General features: G+C 68.0%; 16 protein-coding genes, 1 tRNA gene and 5 pseudogenes. 3 read left to right on the top strand and 19 right to left on the bottom strand.

Features of this window, described 5'->3' with window-relative positions; genetic code table 11:
- Positions 1–99: 99 nt before the first annotated feature.
- From trxA to ACRQ5B_RS09520, 9 genes and pseudogenes are all read right to left on the bottom strand, one after another.
- Positions 100–504, bottom strand: a complete 405-nt coding sequence (trxA, locus tag ACRQ5B_RS09560) for a thioredoxin (RefSeq protein ID WP_290256008.1) — start codon at positions 502–504, stop codon at positions 100–102.
- A 123-nt stretch (positions 505–627) separates the two neighbouring features.
- Positions 628–1172 (bottom strand): annotated as a pseudogene (locus ACRQ5B_RS09555) (acyl-CoA thioesterase).
- 64 nt (positions 1173–1236) lie between these two features.
- The gene (locus tag ACRQ5B_RS09550) at positions 1237–1965 is read right to left on the bottom strand and encodes a Type 1 glutamine amidotransferase-like domain-containing protein (protein WP_412883825.1); all 729 of its coding nucleotides are present in this window, start codon (positions 1963–1965) and stop codon (positions 1237–1239) included.
- Positions 1966–2040: 75 nt separating this feature from the next.
- Entirely contained in the window at positions 2041–2592 is a 552-nt protein-coding gene (locus tag ACRQ5B_RS09545) for a GNAT family N-acetyltransferase (RefSeq protein ID WP_432393485.1), read from the bottom strand.
- A gap of 4 nt (positions 2593–2596) precedes the next feature.
- Positions 2597–3763 (bottom strand): EAL domain-containing protein, encoded by a 1167-nt coding sequence (locus tag ACRQ5B_RS09540; protein ID WP_432393483.1) that lies wholly within the window; start codon positions 3761–3763, stop codon positions 2597–2599.
- Entirely contained in the window at positions 3760–3936 is a 177-nt protein-coding gene (locus tag ACRQ5B_RS09535) for a DUF1059 domain-containing protein (protein ID WP_290256012.1), read from the bottom strand. Before ACRQ5B_RS09535 ends, ACRQ5B_RS09540 begins: the two co-directional genes overlap by 4 nt.
- A 193-nt stretch (positions 3937–4129) precedes the next feature.
- Positions 4130–4552, bottom strand: a complete 423-nt coding sequence (locus ACRQ5B_RS09530; RefSeq protein WP_432393481.1) for an STAS/SEC14 domain-containing protein — start codon at positions 4550–4552, stop codon at positions 4130–4132.
- Between the two features lie 162 nt (positions 4553–4714).
- A tRNA-Tyr gene (locus ACRQ5B_RS09525) sits at positions 4715–4796 on the bottom strand.
- 208 nt (positions 4797–5004) lie between these two features.
- Positions 5005–5259, bottom strand: a complete 255-nt coding sequence (locus tag ACRQ5B_RS09520; protein WP_432393479.1) for a hypothetical protein — start codon at positions 5257–5259, stop codon at positions 5005–5007.
- A 202-nt stretch (positions 5260–5461) separates the two neighbouring features.
- Here ACRQ5B_RS09520 and ACRQ5B_RS09515 point away from each other — a divergent pair, with 202 nt between their 5' ends.
- Positions 5462–5953: a YajQ family cyclic di-GMP-binding protein gene (locus tag ACRQ5B_RS09515; RefSeq protein WP_290256015.1), complete on the top strand. Its 492-nt coding sequence runs from the start codon at positions 5462–5464 to the stop codon at positions 5951–5953.
- A gap of 95 nt (positions 5954–6048) precedes the next feature.
- Here the strand turns inward: ACRQ5B_RS09515 and htpX are convergent.
- Positions 6049–6917 (bottom strand): annotated as a pseudogene (htpX, locus tag ACRQ5B_RS09510) (zinc metalloprotease HtpX).
- 75 nt (positions 6918–6992) lie between these two features.
- Positions 6993–8264 (bottom strand): MFS transporter, encoded by a 1272-nt coding sequence (locus ACRQ5B_RS09505; protein WP_432393477.1) that lies wholly within the window; start codon positions 8262–8264, stop codon positions 6993–6995.
- A gap of 81 nt (positions 8265–8345) precedes the next feature.
- Between ACRQ5B_RS09505 and ACRQ5B_RS09500 the strand changes: the two are divergent.
- Together ACRQ5B_RS09500 and ACRQ5B_RS09495 are read left to right on the top strand one after the other, a co-directional pair.
- Positions 8346–8798: pseudogene (locus ACRQ5B_RS09500) on the top strand (Fur family transcriptional regulator); the annotation flags it as partial.
- A gap of 40 nt (positions 8799–8838) precedes the next feature.
- A complete protein-coding gene (locus ACRQ5B_RS09495; RefSeq protein WP_432393475.1) occupies positions 8839–10335 on the top strand; it encodes a catalase in 1497 nt (498 codons plus the stop codon).
- 98 nt (positions 10336–10433) lie between these two features.
- Here the strand turns inward: ACRQ5B_RS09495 and ACRQ5B_RS09490 are convergent, their stop codons facing one another.
- The 8 genes and pseudogenes from ACRQ5B_RS09490 to exaC all read right to left on the bottom strand — a co-directional run bounded on the left by ACRQ5B_RS09490 (position 10434) and on the right by exaC (position 17816).
- Positions 10434–11303, bottom strand: coding sequence for an ABC transporter ATP-binding protein (locus ACRQ5B_RS09490; protein WP_432393474.1), 870 nt, complete (start codon positions 11301–11303; stop codon positions 10434–10436).
- Positions 11293–12066, bottom strand: coding sequence for an ABC transporter permease (locus ACRQ5B_RS09485; RefSeq protein ID WP_290256021.1), 774 nt, complete (start codon positions 12064–12066; stop codon positions 11293–11295). The genes ACRQ5B_RS09490 and ACRQ5B_RS09485 overlap by 11 nt, the downstream gene beginning before the upstream one ends.
- The gene (locus tag ACRQ5B_RS09480; protein ID WP_432393471.1) at positions 12063–12908 is read right to left on the bottom strand and encodes an ABC transporter permease; all 846 of its coding nucleotides are present in this window, start codon (positions 12906–12908) and stop codon (positions 12063–12065) included. Before ACRQ5B_RS09480 ends, ACRQ5B_RS09485 begins: the two co-directional genes overlap by 4 nt.
- The gene (locus ACRQ5B_RS09475) at positions 12905–13711 is read right to left on the bottom strand and encodes an ABC transporter substrate-binding protein (RefSeq protein WP_432398734.1); all 807 of its coding nucleotides are present in this window, start codon (positions 13709–13711) and stop codon (positions 12905–12907) included. Before ACRQ5B_RS09475 ends, ACRQ5B_RS09480 begins: the two co-directional genes overlap by 4 nt.
- 50 nt (positions 13712–13761) lie before the next feature.
- A complete protein-coding gene (locus ACRQ5B_RS09470; RefSeq protein ID WP_432398802.1) occupies positions 13762–13887 on the bottom strand; it encodes a hypothetical protein in 126 nt (41 codons plus the stop codon).
- 248 nt (positions 13888–14135) lie between these two features.
- Positions 14136–15687 (bottom strand): annotated as a pseudogene (locus tag ACRQ5B_RS09465) (amino acid permease).
- A gap of 106 nt (positions 15688–15793) precedes the next feature.
- Positions 15794–16209 (bottom strand): annotated as a pseudogene (locus ACRQ5B_RS09460) (DUF779 domain-containing protein).
- An 83-nt stretch (positions 16210–16292) separates the two neighbouring features.
- On the bottom strand, positions 16293–17816 hold the full coding sequence (gene exaC, locus ACRQ5B_RS09455; RefSeq protein WP_290256025.1) for an acetaldehyde dehydrogenase ExaC: 1524 nt from the start codon (positions 17814–17816) through the stop codon (positions 16293–16295).
- Between the last annotated feature and the right edge of the window lie 72 nt (positions 17817–17888).

The following is a 17888-nucleotide window of genomic DNA, read 5'->3' as shown; positions in this document are numbered from 1 at the left end:
GCCCCTAAACGACGCAACGCGGGGCCGCTCCAGGCTCGCCATCCTTGAAAGGATGGGCCTGGGGCAGCCCCGCGTTGGTTATAACGCCGGCCGTGGGGACTAGGCGTCGGGGATCTGCGTGCCGTCCTGCTTGGTGGCGGCTTCGGCCTGCGAGCGGGCCACGTGGGCGTGGACTTCCTCCATGTCGAGTGCCTTGACGGCGTCCACTACCTGTTCCAGCTGCTGGGCGTTCAGGGCGCCGGGCTGGGAGAAGACCAGGACCTTCTCGCGGAACGCCATCAGGGTGGGGATCGAGGTGATGCCGGCCTCGGCGGCCAGCTGCTGCTCGGCCTCGGTGTCCACCTTGGAGAACACCACGTCGGGGTGCTTCTCCGAAACGGCGGCGTAGGTGGGGCCGAACTGCTTGCACGGGCCGCACCATTCGGCCCAGAAATCTACCAGGACAATATCGTTGTCCTCTACGGTCGCTGCGAACTGTTCACCTGTAATGTCTACGGTTGCCATTTCTCAACGGTACGCGAGACGGGCCGGAAAGTCGCCGGTGTTTCGCTCTTGGCTCATCCGGCCGGCCGCCGTGCGCGCATGCCCGAACAGGGCCCCGGCGGGCGCGGAAGTGGGTTCGGCCGGTCAGCCCCAGAGGTGCGGCGCCGGGCGGCGGGCACCCGGAAGGGCGTTGGTTTCCCGCCAGGAGTGCAGCCATTCGGGCAGTTCGAGGCCGGCGGGCGGCTCGCCGAATTCGCGCAGGATGTCCTCCTGGCTGACCGGCTTGCCCTTGCTGACCAGCCGGGTGGCGATGTGCGCGCGGGCGTAGATCTCGCCGTCGACCACCATCCGTTGCTCGAAGTAGATGGCCTTGGAGTCCAGGCCGATCACCTTGGTTTCGATGGTGTACTGCTGCCAGAGCTGCAGCGAGCGGCGGAACGCGATGGTCTCGCCGGCCACCACGGGGTCCAGCCGCGCCGGCGCATGGCCTTCCAAGTGCCGCTGCGCGCCATCAGGTCGAACCGCCCAAGGTCCATGAGCGAGAAGTACATGCCGTTGTTGACATGCATCGCGATGTCGATGTCCGTGGGCAGGACCCGGAGCGGGAGGCTCGCGGCGTCCCAAATGCCCAGCTTCGGGCGCCGGGACGCGTTCATCAGGAGGAAGAGGGTGCGGAGCAGCAGGTGCATGCCAGCCATGTTACCCGTGAGTAACTATGGTGCCAATGATGACGCCGCGCGGCGGAGCGCGCGCCTAGCCGGCCGTCAGCACCGCCACCGTTGCCTTGGTGCCGGAACGGCGGATGGACCAGCAGTGTCCGGCCCCAAGGACCTGCAGGTCCTCGAGGTCCTGGTGCCGCAGCACCAGTGCGGTGTTTTCATCGATCGCCATCACCCGCTCCGCGAGTCCCCCGGTGACGACGGCCACGGCGCGGCTCAGGGTGCCCGCCTGCGCGGCATGGACGTCGACGGCGAAGGGCACCAGGCCCAGCCCGTCGCGGATCTCGAGCTCTTCGAGGCCCTCGGAGCATTCTTCCTCGCAGACGTCGACGCCGTGGAGGCGGTACCCGCCGATGAGGGCCCGCTGCGGGACGATCATGGCGCCTGCCGAAAATCCCAGATAAGGCACGCCGTCTGCCACCGCCGCACGGATGGCCCCCGCAGAGTCAAACAGTCCGCGCAGGTACTCCGGCGTCGGGCCGCCGCCCACGACGATGCCGTCGACGTCGGCGAAGACCGCCGGCTCTGGGCGTTCGCCGGTCCGTACCGGGACGGGGATGATCCGGCATTCCGCACGGTCCCGGAGCGGTGTCTCGTAGGCCGGGAGAAAGTAGTCCCAGCTGCCTTCCCGATCGAACAGCGCCACGGCCACCCGCGGCGGCCGGGTTCCCCCGGCGCGGCGCCGCAGCTCGTCGGCGAACCGGTCAAAGATGGCGGAGGTGGTGACCGTGTCGGGACCGCCGCCCACCAGCAGAATGCTCATGGGCCACACGCTACCGCGGCGGCCGCCCGGCGGGCACTCCAGCCGCCAGCCCGCCGCCGTCTTCCGCTCATACGCTCAGTACAGCAGCCGCTGGAACAGCAGGTGGTCCTGCCAGCGCCCGGCGATGTTCAGGTACTGCGGAGCGACGCCGATCTCCTGGAAGCCGGTGCGCCGCAGCACCTTCTGCGAGGCGTCGTTGTGGAGCAGGGTGGCCGCCTGGATCCGATGCAGTCCCAGGGTGGTGGATGAGGCTTTGAGGACGTGGGCGACGGCGGCCGAACAGATGCCCCGGCCGTTCAGGTCCTGGTCCACCCAGTAGCCCAGGTTGGCGCTGAGGAACGGGCCCCGCACGATGCCGCTCAGGGTCATTCCGCCGACCACCCGGCGTCCGGAAAGCAGGATCCAGGGCACACCGGTTCCGGCCTCAAACATCCCCAGTTTGCCGCGGGTGTTCGCGAGCTGGCCGGCTTCGGTGAGGAACTCCTCGCCGCGGACCGGTTCCCAGGGTGCGAGGTGGGCGCTGTTGCGGCGGTAGGCATCGGCGAGCTCACCGGCGTCGTCCTCCCGGACGATTCGCATAACAACGCCGCCATGCAGGTCGGCCGCCAGGGATTCAGGAAGGGGCATCCCCTTATCCTTCCACCGCATCGGCTCCGGCTGCGGCCAAGGCCAGGATCATGCGCTCCATCCGGGCGACCCCGGCGAACCGGCCCGCGTTGTCCGTGACGAGGAGGGCCTCGTAGCGCTGCTCCCTGGGCCGGGTCATGGACCGCGCCAGGGCCTGGTCCAGCGGGGTGTCCAGATTGACTCGGATGCCCTGGCTGACCACGCCCATGGCCGCCGCCCCGGGATCCAGGATTGCTACGGGCCGCAGGTTCTCCCCGAGGAGGACCACATCCTCCAGGGTCGGATTGGCTCCGAAGGCATCCGCTGCCGCGGCGACTGTCGGGACGGCCGGAGCCGCCTCCACGATGTCCCGGATAACCGTCTTGTCCGCCACCGTGCGCGAGCTGGCCAGCCGGTGCGCGACGTCAAGCTCGATTCCGGCCCAGGGCGGCCCGGGCCGGGCAAGGTAGTAGCCCTGCACCAGGGGAACGCCCAGGGCCACCAGCGCATCAAGTTCCTCGGACCGCTCTACGCCCTCGGCCAGGATCCAGGCGTCGACGCGGCTGGCGAAGGCACCCATCATCTCGATCAGTGCCCGCTTCGCCTCGTCCCGGTCGACGTCCTGGATCAGCTCGCGGTCGATCTTGATCATCGAGGGCCGCAGCGCCAGCAGGTGGCGCAGGCCCGCGTACCCCGCACCGGCGTCGTCGACGGCGATCAGGGCGCCGGCCGAGCGCAGCTGGTTCAGGTCGGGCTCGAGGCCGACGTAGGAATCAATCGGGGTCTGCTCGGTGAGCTCAACAATCAGGCCGCCCAGCCGCCCCTCGTCCCGCCAGACGGAACGGATGCATTCGGAGGTCAGCAGCTCCGGGGAGATATTGACGGTCAGGAAGCAGTTGGCCGGCAGTGCCGCCCTCGCCCGGAGGGCTGTACGCAGTGCGGCGGCCTCCAGTTCGGCGGCTTTGCCGTGGGAGCGCGCCGCGGCAAACCAGACCTCAGGGTTCTTTTCTGTGTAGCCGGGGAATCGCGCGAGCGCCTCATACCCGACGACGGACCCGCGGGAGGTGTCCACGATCGGCTGATACGCCGTCGCCAGACCCTCACCGCGGCAGGCGGCGGCGAGCAGGGCGTCCCAGTCCGGCGGCGTTGAAGTGCCGGCTTCCGGGCCCGACCTGCCCGCCCCGTGACTCAACTGACCGGACGGATGGACTTCTGCACCGACGAGACCAGCTCGTGCGGCAGTTCGGTCAGGCCATGGACGGACGCGGCGTGCGCACCGACCTGGACCAGGATTTCATCTTCAGTGCTGCAGACCCAGCGTGCTTCACAGCCCGGGACCACGTCACCACATGCAAACGACTTCACTTCAGCTCCTATGCTTCAACACGAATAACGGCACAACCCTACTTCCCGGTAGGGTCCGCCAACCGATTGCACGGAAGATGACTTTTTCGGCGCGCCGCGGGGCGAGGTGGGGCGCTACGGCGCCGGATCAAGTGGGATTTCCGGGCGCCACCCCGGGGGTGGATTCGTCGGAGGTTTGCGCCCGCGGCCGACGCTAGGCCGGGGTGGGTTCGACGGCGGTCGCGACAACGGGCTCTTGTCCGGCGGCACTGGGCCGTTCGAGCCCGTTCAGCCACGCCTCGGCGTCGCTGAGGTCGGTGAAGTACCGCTGGGGGCAGTCATTGCCGCGGCGCATCCACGCCGCCACCACACGGTCCACATTGGTGGCGCCCACGAGGGCGACGGCGCACACGAAGCGGCTCTCCAGGTAGTGGTTCCGCGCGCCGGCGCTGACATCAACGTCGCTGATGTCGATCAGCAAGGGCAGCATCCGGCCGGCGCTGACCTTGCCGACGGCCAGCACGGATTCCATGGCGTCAACGGCTTCCACGGAGGAACCCTTTGCCCAGCTCAGACGCAGAATGCCGCTCCGGTCGAGGGTGAGCGTACCCTTTCCCGCCGCCAGGCTGATCTCCATGTCGAATCCTTTCCAGCGCCAGAATAACCCCGGTCCGCCGGATCGGCGCGGTGGCCCGCGGTCCGCCGGATCGGCGCGGTGGCCCGCGGTCCGCGCGCGGATGTGACGCCGGGCAAAGAAAAACCTCCGGAACCGTGATGGTTCCGGAGGTTTTTCCGAGGGTGGCAGATGAGGGATTCGAACCCCCGTAGGCGTTGCCAGCTGATTTACAGTCAGCCCCCTTTGGCCGCTCGGGTAATCTGCCGAACTTCAAAAGAAGATCACTCGCGCCACCGTCCTGGTTCGTCCTGTTTCCAGGTCGTTCCGTGTCCGGCAACCGCGGGCAAGACAACTTTACAGAACTTCCGCCGAAGAATCGAATCGGCCCCGCCGCTCCCCGTGAAGGCCACTCAAGGGCCGGAACGACGGCGGCAGCACGCGGCGGACGCGGGCTGCGGGTGAGTGGGTTGCGGTCAGGACGCGCCGAGGATGCGTCCGGCCAGCTTGGCCTCGAACCGGGCCGCCTGCTCGGACGTGACCTGGTTCAGTTGGACGGCCCGGGCGAGGTCGGCATGGACGCCGTCGAGCCGGGCGATCGTCCCGGCGGCGGGGCTCAGGACCACCGAGGCAGCCAGGGCGGCCGCGGCCATGGAGGTGGCCGCCGTCGTCAGTGAACCGGCGGCCGCGGCGGTGGTGGCGGTGACGTAATGGATGGCTTTGCGGCTCATGGGCCCTGCCTTTCGTGAAACTCTTTCAACGCCTTCAACCCTGCCGGGCCAACCTTCGTTCCCACCCGCGTTTCGCTTTGAGCCGACTGTGAACGGGCCCGCTACGCCCGGGCCATCCGTATTAGGCTGGATGGCAGGAAGTACCGCCCTTTTCGGGGGCCGGCACAGTGAACCATCACCGACAAACAGCAGGAGGACAGTCATGGCAGGCGAATCCACATTCGACGTCGTCAGCAAGGTCGACAAGCAGGAAGTTGCCAACGCGCTGAACCAGGCCCAGAAGGAACTGGCCCAGCGGTACGACTTCAAGGGCGTCGGCGCCGAGGTCGACTTCAGCGGCGAGAAGATCCTGATGAAGGCCAACTCCGAGGAGCGCGTCCTGGCCGTCCTCGACGTCCTGCAGTCCAAGCTCATCCGCCGCGGCATCTCGCTGAAGTCCCTGGACACCGGCGAGCCCTACCCCTCCGGCAAGGAGTTCCGCCTGGAGGCGAGCATCAAGGAGGGCATCGCCCAGGATCTGGCGAAGAAGATCAACAAGCTGATCCGCGACGAGGCGCCCAAGTCCGTAAAATCCCAGATCCAGGGCGACGAGCTCCGCGTGACCTCGAAGTCCCGCGACGACCTGCAGGAGACCATGGCCCTGCTGAAGAACTTCGACGAGGCCGACCTGCAGTTCGTGAACTTCCGCAGCTAACCTCGCACGGTTTTCGACGCGCAAAGGCCTGTCGCTCCCGGTATACCGGCAGCGGCAGGCCTTTTCCGTGTCGCGGGGCGGCGCGAGGAAGGGCCCTAGCCCAGCCGCTGGCCCGCCATCCGTTCCAGCCGGTCGATCCGGTCGGCCATCGGCGGGTGGGTGGAGAACATCCGGGCCATGCCCCCGCCGCGGAACGGGTTGGCGATCATCAGGTGCGAGGCGTTGACCAGGCGCTGGTCCTGCGGCAGCGGCGCCAGCTGCACCCCTGTTCGATCTTGCGCAGGGCCGAGGCCAGCGCCAGCGGGTCCCCGGTCAGCGCGGAGCCGTCCTCGTCGGCGTCGTACTCGCGGGTGCGGGAGATCGCCATCTGGATCAGGGAGGCGGCGAACGGCGCCAGGATGGACATGGCAATCAGGGCGAGCGGGTTGGCGTTCCGTCGGTCGCCGCCGCCGAAGAAGATCAGCAGCTGCCCCACCGAGGTGATCACGCCGGCGACGGCGGCCGCGACCGAGGAGGTGAGGATGTCGCGGTTGTAGACGTGCATCAGCTCGTGCCCCAGGACGCCGCGGAGCTCCCGCAGGTCCAGCAGCTGCAGGATGCCCTGCGTGCAGCAGACGGCGGCGTGCTGCGGATCGCGGCCGGTGGCGAAAGCGTTGGGCGCCATGGTCGGGGAGATGTAGATCCGCGGCATCGGCTGGTTGGCCCGGGCCGAGAGCTCCCGGACGATCTGGTACAGCTGCGGCGCCTCGGCCTCCGTGACCGGGAAGGCCTGCATGGCCCGGATGGCGAGCTTGTCGCTGTTCCAGTAGCCGTAGAAGGTGGTGCCGACGCCGATCAGCGTCATGATCCACAGCGGCGCCGAGCTGCGGGTCCCGGACGCGATCAGGGCACCCAGTGCCAGCAGCACCGCCCAGAGGGCACCGAACAGGGCGGCCGTCTTCAGGCCGTTGTGATGGTTGTGCACAGATCCTCCCAAGCCGAACCGGAACCGTCCCCCGGCGCGGAAGCACCGGGCCCGTTCCACTCTAAAAACGAACCGCTACGGCACCGGGTTCCGGGCATCATAGCGCAGGAAGCCGGACTGCCACCGGGCCACCAACCAGGCCGCGACGGCGCACAGGACGCCCCCGGCCAGGAGCACCCAGCCCTCGCTCAGCAGCTTGGTCGTGCCGCCGGCCAACAGGTCCCCCACCCGCGGGCCGCCGGCGACGACCACGACGAACACGCCCTGCAGCCTGCCGCGGAGATGATCGGGTGCGGCGGACTGCAGGATGGTGGTCCGGAAGACGGCACTGACCGAGTCTGCGATGCCGGCGAGCGCGCAGCAGAGCGCGGCGGGAATCAGCCAGGCCGTCACACCCGCACCGCCGGAGCGCCCGGCCAGGACGACGACGAGCCCCAGCCCGGCAACCGAGGCGCCCCACCCCATCACGGACCAGACCACGGCGGCCCCCTGGGCGCGGACGCCGCCGAGCGGACCGGAGAACAGCCCGGCCAGGAAGGCGCCGACCGCAGTGGCGGCCAGCAGGATGCCGACCGTGGCCTCCCCGCCGCCGATCATCAGGGCGCCGATGGCCGGCAGCAGGGCCCTCGGCTGGGCGAGGATCATGGCGATCAGGTCGATCACGAAGGTCATCCGCAGGTTGGGCCGGGTGCCGAGGAAACGGAAGCCTTCCACCACCGAGCGCAGCCCGGCGCGGTGCGTCACCCGGTCCGGCGGCATGGCCGGCAGCTTGACCAGGGCCCAGACCACGAACGCGAAGCTGGCCACGTCGATGGTGTAGGTCCAGGCGAAGCCGATGGTGGCCACCAGGACGCCGGCCAGCAGCGGCCCGGCGGTCATGGACAGGCCCATGCTCATCATGGACAGAGCGTTCGCGGCCGGCAGCAGTTCCTTGCGCACCAGCACCGGGATGATGGCGCTGCGGGCCGGCTGGTTGATGGCCTGGGCGCCGCTCTGGACCGCCACCAGGGCGTAGAGCAGCCAGACGTTGCCCACCTGCAGCCAGGCCTGAAGCGCCAGGCAGCCGGTGGTCAGCCAGAGGACGGAGGAGGCCAGCAGGGCCACCCGGCGCCGGTCGTGGGCGTCGGCGATCGATCCGCCCAGCAGCCCGCCGAGAACCAGCGGGACCAGCGCGAAGATACTCAGCAGGCCGACGTAGAAGCTGTCCTGGGTGAGGCGGTACACCTCGAGGCTCACGGCCACGAGGGTGAGCTGGCTGCCGACGGCGGAGGCCGCGGTTCCCAGCCACAGGCGGCGGAACGCCGGGCTCTCGCGAAGCGGCGTGATGTCAGCCAGGAATTTCCCCACCCGGCAACTCTAATGGGACGGCAAGACTAACTAAGTCCCGCCTTATTGCGACTTGCTAAAAATAGATGCTTGAATGGGACCATGAAGGCTACCCCGGGCAGCAGCGACGCATGGGCCGAGGCCCTGCGCGCCCACGGCCGCCGGGTGACCAAGCAGCGGCTGGCCGTGCTCGACGCCGTCGAACGCCACCCGCACTCGCCGGCCGAGCGCATCCTGGCCGCCGCGCGGGAGGAACTCCCGGAGCTCACCGCCCAGTCGGTGTACGTGGTCCTTGGCGACCTCACCGAACTGCAGATGCTCCGCCGCTTCGAACCCCCGCACTCCCCCGCCCTGTACGAGACCCGGGTGGGCGACAACCACCACCACGCTGTCTGCATCGGGTGCGGGCGTGTGGAGGATGTCGAGTGCGCCGTCGGCCACGCCCCCTGCCTGACCCCGCACTGGGGCTCCGGGACCGCACCGATGACCATCCAGATCGCCGATGTCCTGTACCAGGGCATCTGTGAAGAGTGCCAGCGCACCCAAAACTGCCCGCCCACAGCAACTAGGTTCACAACAACAATTGAGGAGAACGATGACTCAGAACATTTCTGTGCCCGTGTCCACGACCCAGTCCGGAGCGCCGGTCACGTCGGACGCACACTCGCAGTCCGTCGGTGCCGACGGCGCCATCATCCTGACCGATCACTACCTGATCGAAAAGCTCGCCCAGTTCAACCGCGAGCGGGTTCCGGAGCGCGTCGTGCACGCCAAGGGCGGCGGTGCCTTCGGCACGTTCAAGACCACCGAGGATGTCTCGAAGTACACCAAGGCAGCCCTCTTCCAGCCGGGCACCGAGACGGACATGCTGATCCGCTTCTCCTCCGTCGCGGGCGAGGCCGGCTCGGCCGACACCCTGCGCGACCCGCGCGGCTTCGCGATTAAGTTCTACACCTCCGAGGGCAACTACGACCTCGTGGGCAACAACACCCCGGTGTTCTTCATCCGCGACGGCATCAAGTTCCCGGACTTTATCCACTCCCAGAAGCGCCTGCCGGGCTCGCACCTGCGCGACGCCGACATGCAGTGGGACTTCTGGACCCTCTCCCCCGAGTCCGCCCACCAGGTCACCTGGCTGATGGGTGACCGCGGCCTGCCCGCCACCTGGCGCGAGATGCAGGGCTACGGCTCGCACACCTACCAGTGGATCAACGCCGAGGGCGAGCGCTTCTGGGTCAAGTACCACTTCAAGTCCAACCAGGGCGTCAAGTCCCTGACCAACGACGAGGCGGCGGAACTGGCCGGCAACGACGCGGACTTCTACATCCGCGACCTGCGCGAAAACATCGACGCCGGGAACTTCCCCGCCTGGGACCTGCACGTCCAGGTCATGCCCTACGAGGACGCGAAGACCTACCGCTTCAACCCGTTCGACCTGACCAAGGTGTGGCCGCACAGCGACTACCCGCTGATCAAGGTCGGCACCATGGAGCTGAACAAGAACCCGGAGAACTACTTCGCGCAGATCGAGCAGGCCACCTTCGCGCCGTCGAACTTCGTGCCGGGCATCGCTGCCTCCCCGGACAAGATGCTGCAGGCCCGCATCTTCTCCTACGCGGACGCGCACCGCTACCGCGTGGGCACCAACCACGCCCAGCTGCCGGTCAACGCCCCGAAGAACGAGGTGAACAACTACAGCCAGGACGGCGCGGCCCGCTACCACTTCAACGCCCCGACCGTTCCGGTCTACGCACCGAACTCCTTGGGCGGCCCCGCCGCCGTCGAGCCGCAGAACCCGGCCGGCGGCTGGGAGAACGACGGCGCGCTCACCCTCTCCGCGCACTCCCTGCACGCCGAGGATGACGACTTCGGCCAGGCCGGCACGATGTACCGCGAGGTCTACGACGACGCCGCCAAGGCCCGGTTCCTGGAGACCATCACCGCCGCCGTGGGCGGCGTGAAGAACGCCGACATCAAGGAACGCGCCATCCAGTACTGGACCAACGTCGACGCCGAACTCGGCGCCAAGCTGCGCTCCAACCTCGGTGCCGCCAACCCGTCCGACGCCGAGGCCGCCAACAAGATGGCCTAAGCGTCCCTACGGACACAGCAGCGCCCCGCCGCGGAACTTCCGCGGCGGGGCGCTGCTGTGTGCGGGCAGTGTCGTGCCGGCCGTGTCAGGCAGGCCAGTCAGGCGGTTTTGGCCGCGCCGCCGGCCGGCGCGGGCTCCGCCGCGGCCGGGCGGTGGCCCTTCTTGGCCAGCTGGATCTGCTCGTACACGTGGTGCCGGAGCTCGGTGAACCGCGGCAGGGACCGGGTCTCCAGCTGGTCCCGCTCCACCGGCAGGTCGATCCGGATGTCCTCCTGGACCACCGTGGGCGAGCTGGAGAGGATGATGACCCGTTCGCCCAGGTAGACCGATTCGTCGATGTCGTGGGTGACGAAGAGGACGGTCACACCGAACTTCTTCCAGATCGTCCGGATCAGGTCTTCCAGGTCGGCGCGGGTCTGGGCGTCCACCGCTGCGAACGGCTCGTCCATCAGCAGCACCTCAGGCTGGTAGGCGATGGCCCGGGCGATCGCCACACGCTGCTGCATGCCGCCGGAGAGCTGCCAGGGGTAGGAGCGCGGCACGTGGGACAGGCCCACAGCCTCCAGCGCCTCGTCCACCAGCCGGTCGCGTTCGGCCTTCGGCACGCCCTGGTTCTTCAGCGGCAGCGCCACGTTGTCCCGGACCCGCATCCAGGGAAAGAGGGAGCGGCCGTACTCCTGGAAGACCACCGCCATCTTCTTCGGCGGACCGGAGACGCGCTTGCCGTCGAGCAGGACCTCTCCCTCGGTGGGCGCCATCAGGCCCGAGATGCACTTGAGCAGGGTGGTCTTGCCCGAGCCCGAGGGGCCCACCAGGCACGCCAGTTCCCCGGCGCGCAGGTCGAACGTGAGGTTGCGGACGGCCTCGATGTCGCCGCCGTCGGTCTGGTAGACCTTCTTCAGTCCGCGGACCGAGAGCATGGCCTCCGGCCGGATGGTCCCGGCCTCGGGTGTGGTGTCAGGCTGCATTTTCTACCTCTTTCTGGCCGTGGTACCAGCGCAGGATGTTCCGCTCGGCCCACTGGAAGATGAACGACATCGTCACGCCCAGCAGCCCCAGCACCACGATGCCGGACCACATTTCCGGGATGGCGAAAGAACGCTGGAACTGCACGATGGTGAAGCCAAGCCCGGAGGACGAGGCGAACATTTCGGAGATGACCATCAGGATCAGCCCGAGCGAGAGCGACTGGCGGACGCCGGCCAGGATCTGCGGGCTGGCCGAGGGCAGCACCAGGTACCGGACCCGGGCCCAGCCGGAGATTCCGTAGGTGTGGGCCGAGTCGGAGAGGACACCGTCGACGGCGCGGACGCCCTCGATGGTGTTCAGCAGCACCGGCCAGACGCAGCCGGAGATGATCACCGCGATTTTCATGGAGTCGGTGATGCCCATCAGCAGCATCAGGACCGGGACCAGCACCGGCGGCGGGATGGCCCGGAAGAACTCCAGGGTGGGTTCCAGCAGGGCGCGCAGCCACCGGACGGAGCCGATCACCACGCCGCCGACGACGCCGATCGCGATCGCCGCGACGACGCCCACCAGGAGCCTGCCAATGCTCGGCAGCACGTCGGAGAAGAACCGCGGGCCGAACCAGGTCTGGGCGAACTTCTGCACCAGCGCCGCCGGCGTCGGCACGAAGAAGTTCACCGCGCCCAGGGTGGAGGCCCACCAGAGCAGGACGAGCAGCACCGGCAGCGCCAGCACGTAGCCCAGGGTTTTCAGGGCCTTCATACAATCACCTCGGAGCGGACGGAGGAGTGCCAGGACAGCGTCTTCTTCTCGATCAGCCGCATCAGGGCGTTGATCACGACGCCGATCAGGCCGGTGGCCAGCACCAGGGCGTACATCCCGGAGATGGCGCCGCCGGACTGCGCCAGCGCGATCTCCCGGCCCAGGCCCGGGGAACCGATCACGAGCTCGGCCGTGATGGCGAGGACCAGTGCCACGGTGGCCGCCAGCCGCACGCCGGTCATCAGGTAGGGCAGCGCCGTCGGGAAGACGACGTAGCGGATCCGGGCCAGCGGCCCGAGCCCGTAGGTCTTGGCCGTGTTGTTGGCGACCATGTCGACGTCGGCCACGCCGTAGAGCACCTGGATCAGGACCTGCCAGAAGGCGGCGTAGGTGATCAGCATCAGCGAGGATTCCAGCTTCACGCCGAACAGCAGCACGGCCAGCGGAATCAGCGCCACCGACGGGATGGGCCGCAGGAACTCCACCGTGGAGTTGGTGGCCCGGCGGAGGAAGGTGCTGGACCCGATCACGAAGCCCAGCACGACGGCGAGGACGATCGCGAGGACCAGTCCCAGGAACCAGGCCTTCATGGTCTCCCCCACCGAAACCCAGAACGCGGTGAGGCCCAGGTCGCGGACCAGTGCCATCACCACCTCGCTGGCCGGCGGCAGGTACTTGGTGTCGATCAGGCCGAGCCGCGGAATCAGTTCCCAGGTGGCCAGGAAGCCGAGGATCCCGGCCAGGCCCAGCAGCCGCTGGCCGGGGAAGGCGCGTTTGCCCGTGCGGCGGCCGCGTCCCGCACGGGTCGAGCGGCCGCCGGTGGCGAGGGCGTCGGCGCTCACGGCAGCAGGTCGCCCGCGTTCGGGGCCTTGGAGAGGGTGCCGTACTTGGCGGCGGCGTCGCCCAGGGTCTTGAAGGCGTCCTTGTCGAAGTTGACCGTCCAGTGCGTGAGGGTCATCTTGGAGCGGGCGGCCTCGTCGATCTTGGTGTAGGTGCCCACGATGTCACGGACTTCCTGCGGGTGGGCCTGGGCGTACTCGAGGGACTTGTTCATGGCCCGGGTGAACTTCTGGGTCAGCTCCGGCTTGTTCTTGATGGTGTCGGCCTTGGTGAAGTACCCGGCGATGTCCAGCTTGGGGCTGACGTCCACGAAGTTCCAGGACACCACCGTGCCGCCGTCGGCCAGGGCCTTGGACATGAAGGGTTCGAGGATCCAGGCGGCGTCGACCTGCTTGTTGGCGATGGCTGCCGGCGCGTCCGGGAAGGCCACCTCGACAAACTTCACGGAGGAGGGGTCGCCGCCGTCCTTCTCGATCGCGGACTTGATGCTGGTGTCGCCGATGTTGGAGAGGTTGTTCACGGAGACGGTCTTGCCGGCCAGGTCCTTGGCGGACTTGATCGGGGAACCGGCCGGAACGACGACGCCGCCGACGTCCTTGCCCTTCTCACCGGTGGTGGAGGCGCCGTTGGCGACGAACTTCAGGTCGAGGCCCTTGTCCTTGGCGACCATCACGGAGATCAGGTTGGAGAAGGCGAAGTCGAAGCTGCCGCTGACGACGCCGGGGACGATCGCGGCGCCGCCGGTGGCGGTCTGGATGTCCAACTGGAGTCCCTCGTCCTTGAAGAAGCCCAGCTTGTTGCCCAGGTAGACCGGCGCGCAGTCGACGATCGGAATGACGCCGACGCTGACCTTGGTCAGGTCTCCCCGCCGGCGGCCCCGCCCTGGGCGGTGCCGCCCGTCGAGCTGGGCGATCCGCTGCCGCAGGCCGTAAGGGCCAGGACGGACGCGGCCGCCAGCAGGGAGAAGGTACGACGTAACATGTTCACTCCTTTGTGCACTGCGGCCCGGGAGTGACTCGCCCCCAACCACCGCCAATGTTCGCTTTTCGAACAAACGTTCAAATATCAAGTCTGGTCTAAGGCTACTGTGAGGTCAACCACATTCGGGGCATTGTTACGGCTCTGAGACAGGCGTCCGGGCACAGCAAAGCGGGGCCACTCCGGTCCGGTCCGGCGGTGCCGGACGGGACGGAATGACCCCGCTGTGCGGTGCTGCTGGAGGCTGCCCGCTAGGGGCGGGAGACTTCCTCGGAGGCGACGGTGCCGGGTTTATCAGTGGAGGGTTCGCCGGTGCCGGCAGCGGCCGGGCCGCTGACGGACGCCCGCGCCTCGGCGAACTTCTCGTTCAGCCGGGAGTGCCGGCGGCCGTAGGAGAAGTAGATGATGATGCCCACCACGAGCCAGAGGGCGAAGAAGATCCAGGTCTCCACGGCCAGGTTGGTCATCAGATAGAGGCAGAGCACGGCGGAGACCACCGGAACAACCTTGCCGAACGGCCGGCCGCTTCTTGCGCAGGACCAGGATGCCCAGGCTGACCATCACGAAGGCGGACAGTGTACCGATGTTGATCATTTCCTCCAGCAGGTCCACCTTGGTCAGGCCGGCCACCAGGGCCACGGCGGCACCGCAGATGATCTGCAGCCGGGCCGGGGTGGCGCGGATGGTGCTGGTCTTGGACAGGGAGCGCGGCAGCAGGCCGTCGCGGCTCATCGCAAGGACCACGCGGGAGAGGCCCATGAGCAGCACCATGATCACCGTGGTCAGGCCCACCAGCGAGCCGAAGGCGATCACCTTGGCGGCGTCGTTGTTGCCCACGGCCTCGAAGGCGGTGGTGAGCGTGGGGCTCTCCGCCTCCGCGAGCTTGCTGTAGGGGACCATGCCGGTCAGCGCGAGCGAAACCAGGATGTAGAGCACGGTGACGATCGCGAGACCGCCGAAGATGCCGCGCGGCAGGGTCTTCTGCGGGTTCTTGACCTCCTCGGCGGAGGTGGCGACGACGTCGAAGCCAATGAAGGCGAAGAAGACCAGCGCGGCACCGGCGAAGATGCCGAGGGTGCCGTACTGGGCGGGGGCCGCACCGGTGAGGAAGCCGAAGAAGGACTGCTTGAGCACGTCGGTGGTGCCGGTGCCGCCGGTGGGCTGGGAGGCCGGGACGAACGGGCTGTAGTTCTCAAACTTCACGTAGGTGAAGCCGACGACGATGACGAAGAGGACGACGGCGATCTTGATCAACGTGAAGACGTTGCCGACGCGGGCGGACAGCTTTGTCCCCAGCACCAGCAGCACGGTGAAGATGGCCACGATCAGGAAGGCGCCCCAGTAGAGGTCGATCCCGCCGAGGGAGATGGACGGCGGGACGTCGAGCCCCATCAGCGCAAAGACCTTGCTGAGGTAGATCCCCCAGTACTTGGCGATCACGGCGCCGGCGGTGAACAGTTCCAGGATCAGGTTCCAGCCGATGATCCAGGCCAGCACCTCGCCCATGGTGGCATAGGTGAAGACGTAGGCGGAGCCGGCCACGGGGATGGCGGTGGCGAACTCGGCGTAGCACATGATGGCCAGGGCACAGGTGACGGCTGCGATGGCGAAGGAGATGGTGACGGCGGGGCCGGCGAAGTTGGCGGCGGCCTTGGCGCCGACCGAGAAGATCCCGGCGCCGACGGCGACGGCGACGCCCATGATCATCAGGTCCCAGGTGCTGAGCGAGCGCTTGAGCTTGCGGCCGGGCTCTTCGGCGTCGGCCATCGACTGCTCGACGGACTTGGTCCGGAAAAGGTTCATAGGAAGGTCCACGGTCTCTATAGCAGGGGAAAACGGACCTATTAATAGTAGTGTCCATCCACTGGACGGCCGCTTTAATCCCACATGGTGAGACGCTGGTGAGGTCTTAAACCGGCCAGTCCATCAGCGTGGAGCGGATCAGGAAGCGCTTTCCCTCGGGTGCCTCGACCGAGAAGCCGCTCCCCCGGCCGGGCACGACGTCCACCGTGAGGTGGGTGTGGCTCCAGTAGTTGAACTGCTCGCGGGACATCCAGAACTCGATCGGCTGGGATGGTCCGGCGCCGGTGTCCGCGGCGATGTCGAAGCGTCCCAGCAGCACGTCGGAGCCGCCGGTGATGAACTCCCCGCCGGGTAGCACATGGGCGAGGAGCCGTCGCAGCAGCCGCCGGACTGGTGGAACATCAGCGGTCCGTGCTGGTCCCAGAGCTTGCGCAGCAGCTCCACGGCTGCGGGGGTGAGGGCCACCCTGGAGAAGTCCTCGCCGGGGAGGGTGGATGCCGCGTCGAGCACGGGCTGGGTCATGGCGGACTCCTGGGGTGTGGGAGGGGTGAACGGGGAGGCGGCGGGCCGGTCCCGGGTGGGGGCCGGCCCGCCGCTGCCGCGGCTTAGAAGAAGCCCAGCTTGTTCTCGTTGTAGCTGACCAGCAGGTTCTTGGTCTGCTGGTAGTGGTCGAGCATCATGGCGTGGTTCTCGCGGCCGATGCCGGAGGACTTGTAGCCGCCGAACGCCGCCCCCGCCGGGTAGGCGTGGTAGTTGTTCACCCAGACCCGGCCGGCCTGGATCTCGCGGCCGGCACGGTAGGCGACGTTGCCGTTGCGGGACCAGACGCCGGCGCCGAGGCCGTAGAGGGTGTCGTTGGCGATCCCCATGGCGTCGTTGTAGTCACTGAAACGGGTCACCGAGACCACCGGGCCGAAGATCTCCTCCTGGAAGATGCGCATCTTGTTGTGGCCCTCGAAGATGGTCGGCTGGACGTAGTAGCCGCCGGCCAGGTCGCCGTCGAGCTCCGCGCGGGCGCCGCCGGTGAGGGCCTTGGCGCCCTCCTGCTTTCCGATGTCGATGTAGGAGAGGATCTTCTCCAGCTGGTCGTTGGAGGCTTGGGCGCCCAGCTGGGTGTCGGTGTCCAGCGGGTTGCCCTGGATGATCTTCTGGGTCCGGGCCAGGGCGTCGGCCATGAACGAGTCGTAGATGCCTTCCTGCACCAGGGCGCGGGAGGGACAGGTGCAGACCTCGCCCTGGTTGAACGCGAAGAGCGTGAAACCCTCCAGGGCCTTGTCGTAGAACGCGTCGTTGCTGTCGGCGACGTCGTTGAAGAAGATGTTGGGGCTCTTGCCGCCGAGCTCCAGGGTGACCGGAATGAGGTTCGCGGAGGCGTACTGGCTGATCAGCCGGCCCGTGGTGGTCTCGCCGGTGAAGGCGATCTTGCGGATCCGCGGGCTGGAGGCGAGCGGCTTGCCGGCCTCGACGCCGAAGCCGTTGACCACGTTGACCACGCCGGCCGGGAGCAGATCGCTGATCAGTTCCATCAGGACCAGGATCGAGGAGGGGGTCTGCTCTGCGGGCTTGAGGACGACGGCGTTGCCGGCGGCGAGGGCGGGGGCCAGCTTCCAGACGGCCATCAGGATCGGGAAGTTCCAGGGGATGATCTGGCCGACGACGCCGAGCGGTTCGTGGAAGTGGTAAGCGGTGGTGTCGTCGTCGAGCTGGGAGAGCCGGCCCTCCTGGGCGCGGACGGCGGAGGCGAAGTAGCGGAAGTGGTCGGCCGCGAGAGGGATGTCCGCGTTGAGGGTTTCGCGGATCGGCTTGCCGTTGTCCCAGGTTTCGGCGACGGCCAGCAGCTCGGTGTTCTCATCGATCCGGTCCGCGATCTTGTTCAGGATGGCGGCGCGTTCGGCGACGGAGGTCTTGCCCCAGGAGGGTGCCGCCTTGTGCGCGGCGTCCAGGGCGAGCTCGATGTCTTCGGCGGTGCCGCGGGCCACCTCGCAGAAGGCCTTGCCGGTCACCGGGGTGATGTTCTCGAAGTACTGGCCCTTGACCGGGGCCACCCACTCCCCGCCGATCCAGTTCTCGTAGCGGTCCTTGAACTGGACCTTCGAACCGTCGGTACCGGGTTGTGCGTAAACAGTCATTGCTAGCTCCTTTGCTGTGCAAGGTCGGTGGCGGACGCGGCCGGGACATCACCGGCCGCCGCTGCACCCAGC

The organism is Pseudarthrobacter sp. L19, from assembly GCF_050859435.1.
GTDB lineage: Bacteria > Actinomycetota > Actinomycetes > Actinomycetales > Micrococcaceae > Arthrobacter.
Note: the sequence above shows the minus strand (reverse complement) of the source record. Positions and strands in the feature narration are given on the sequence as shown.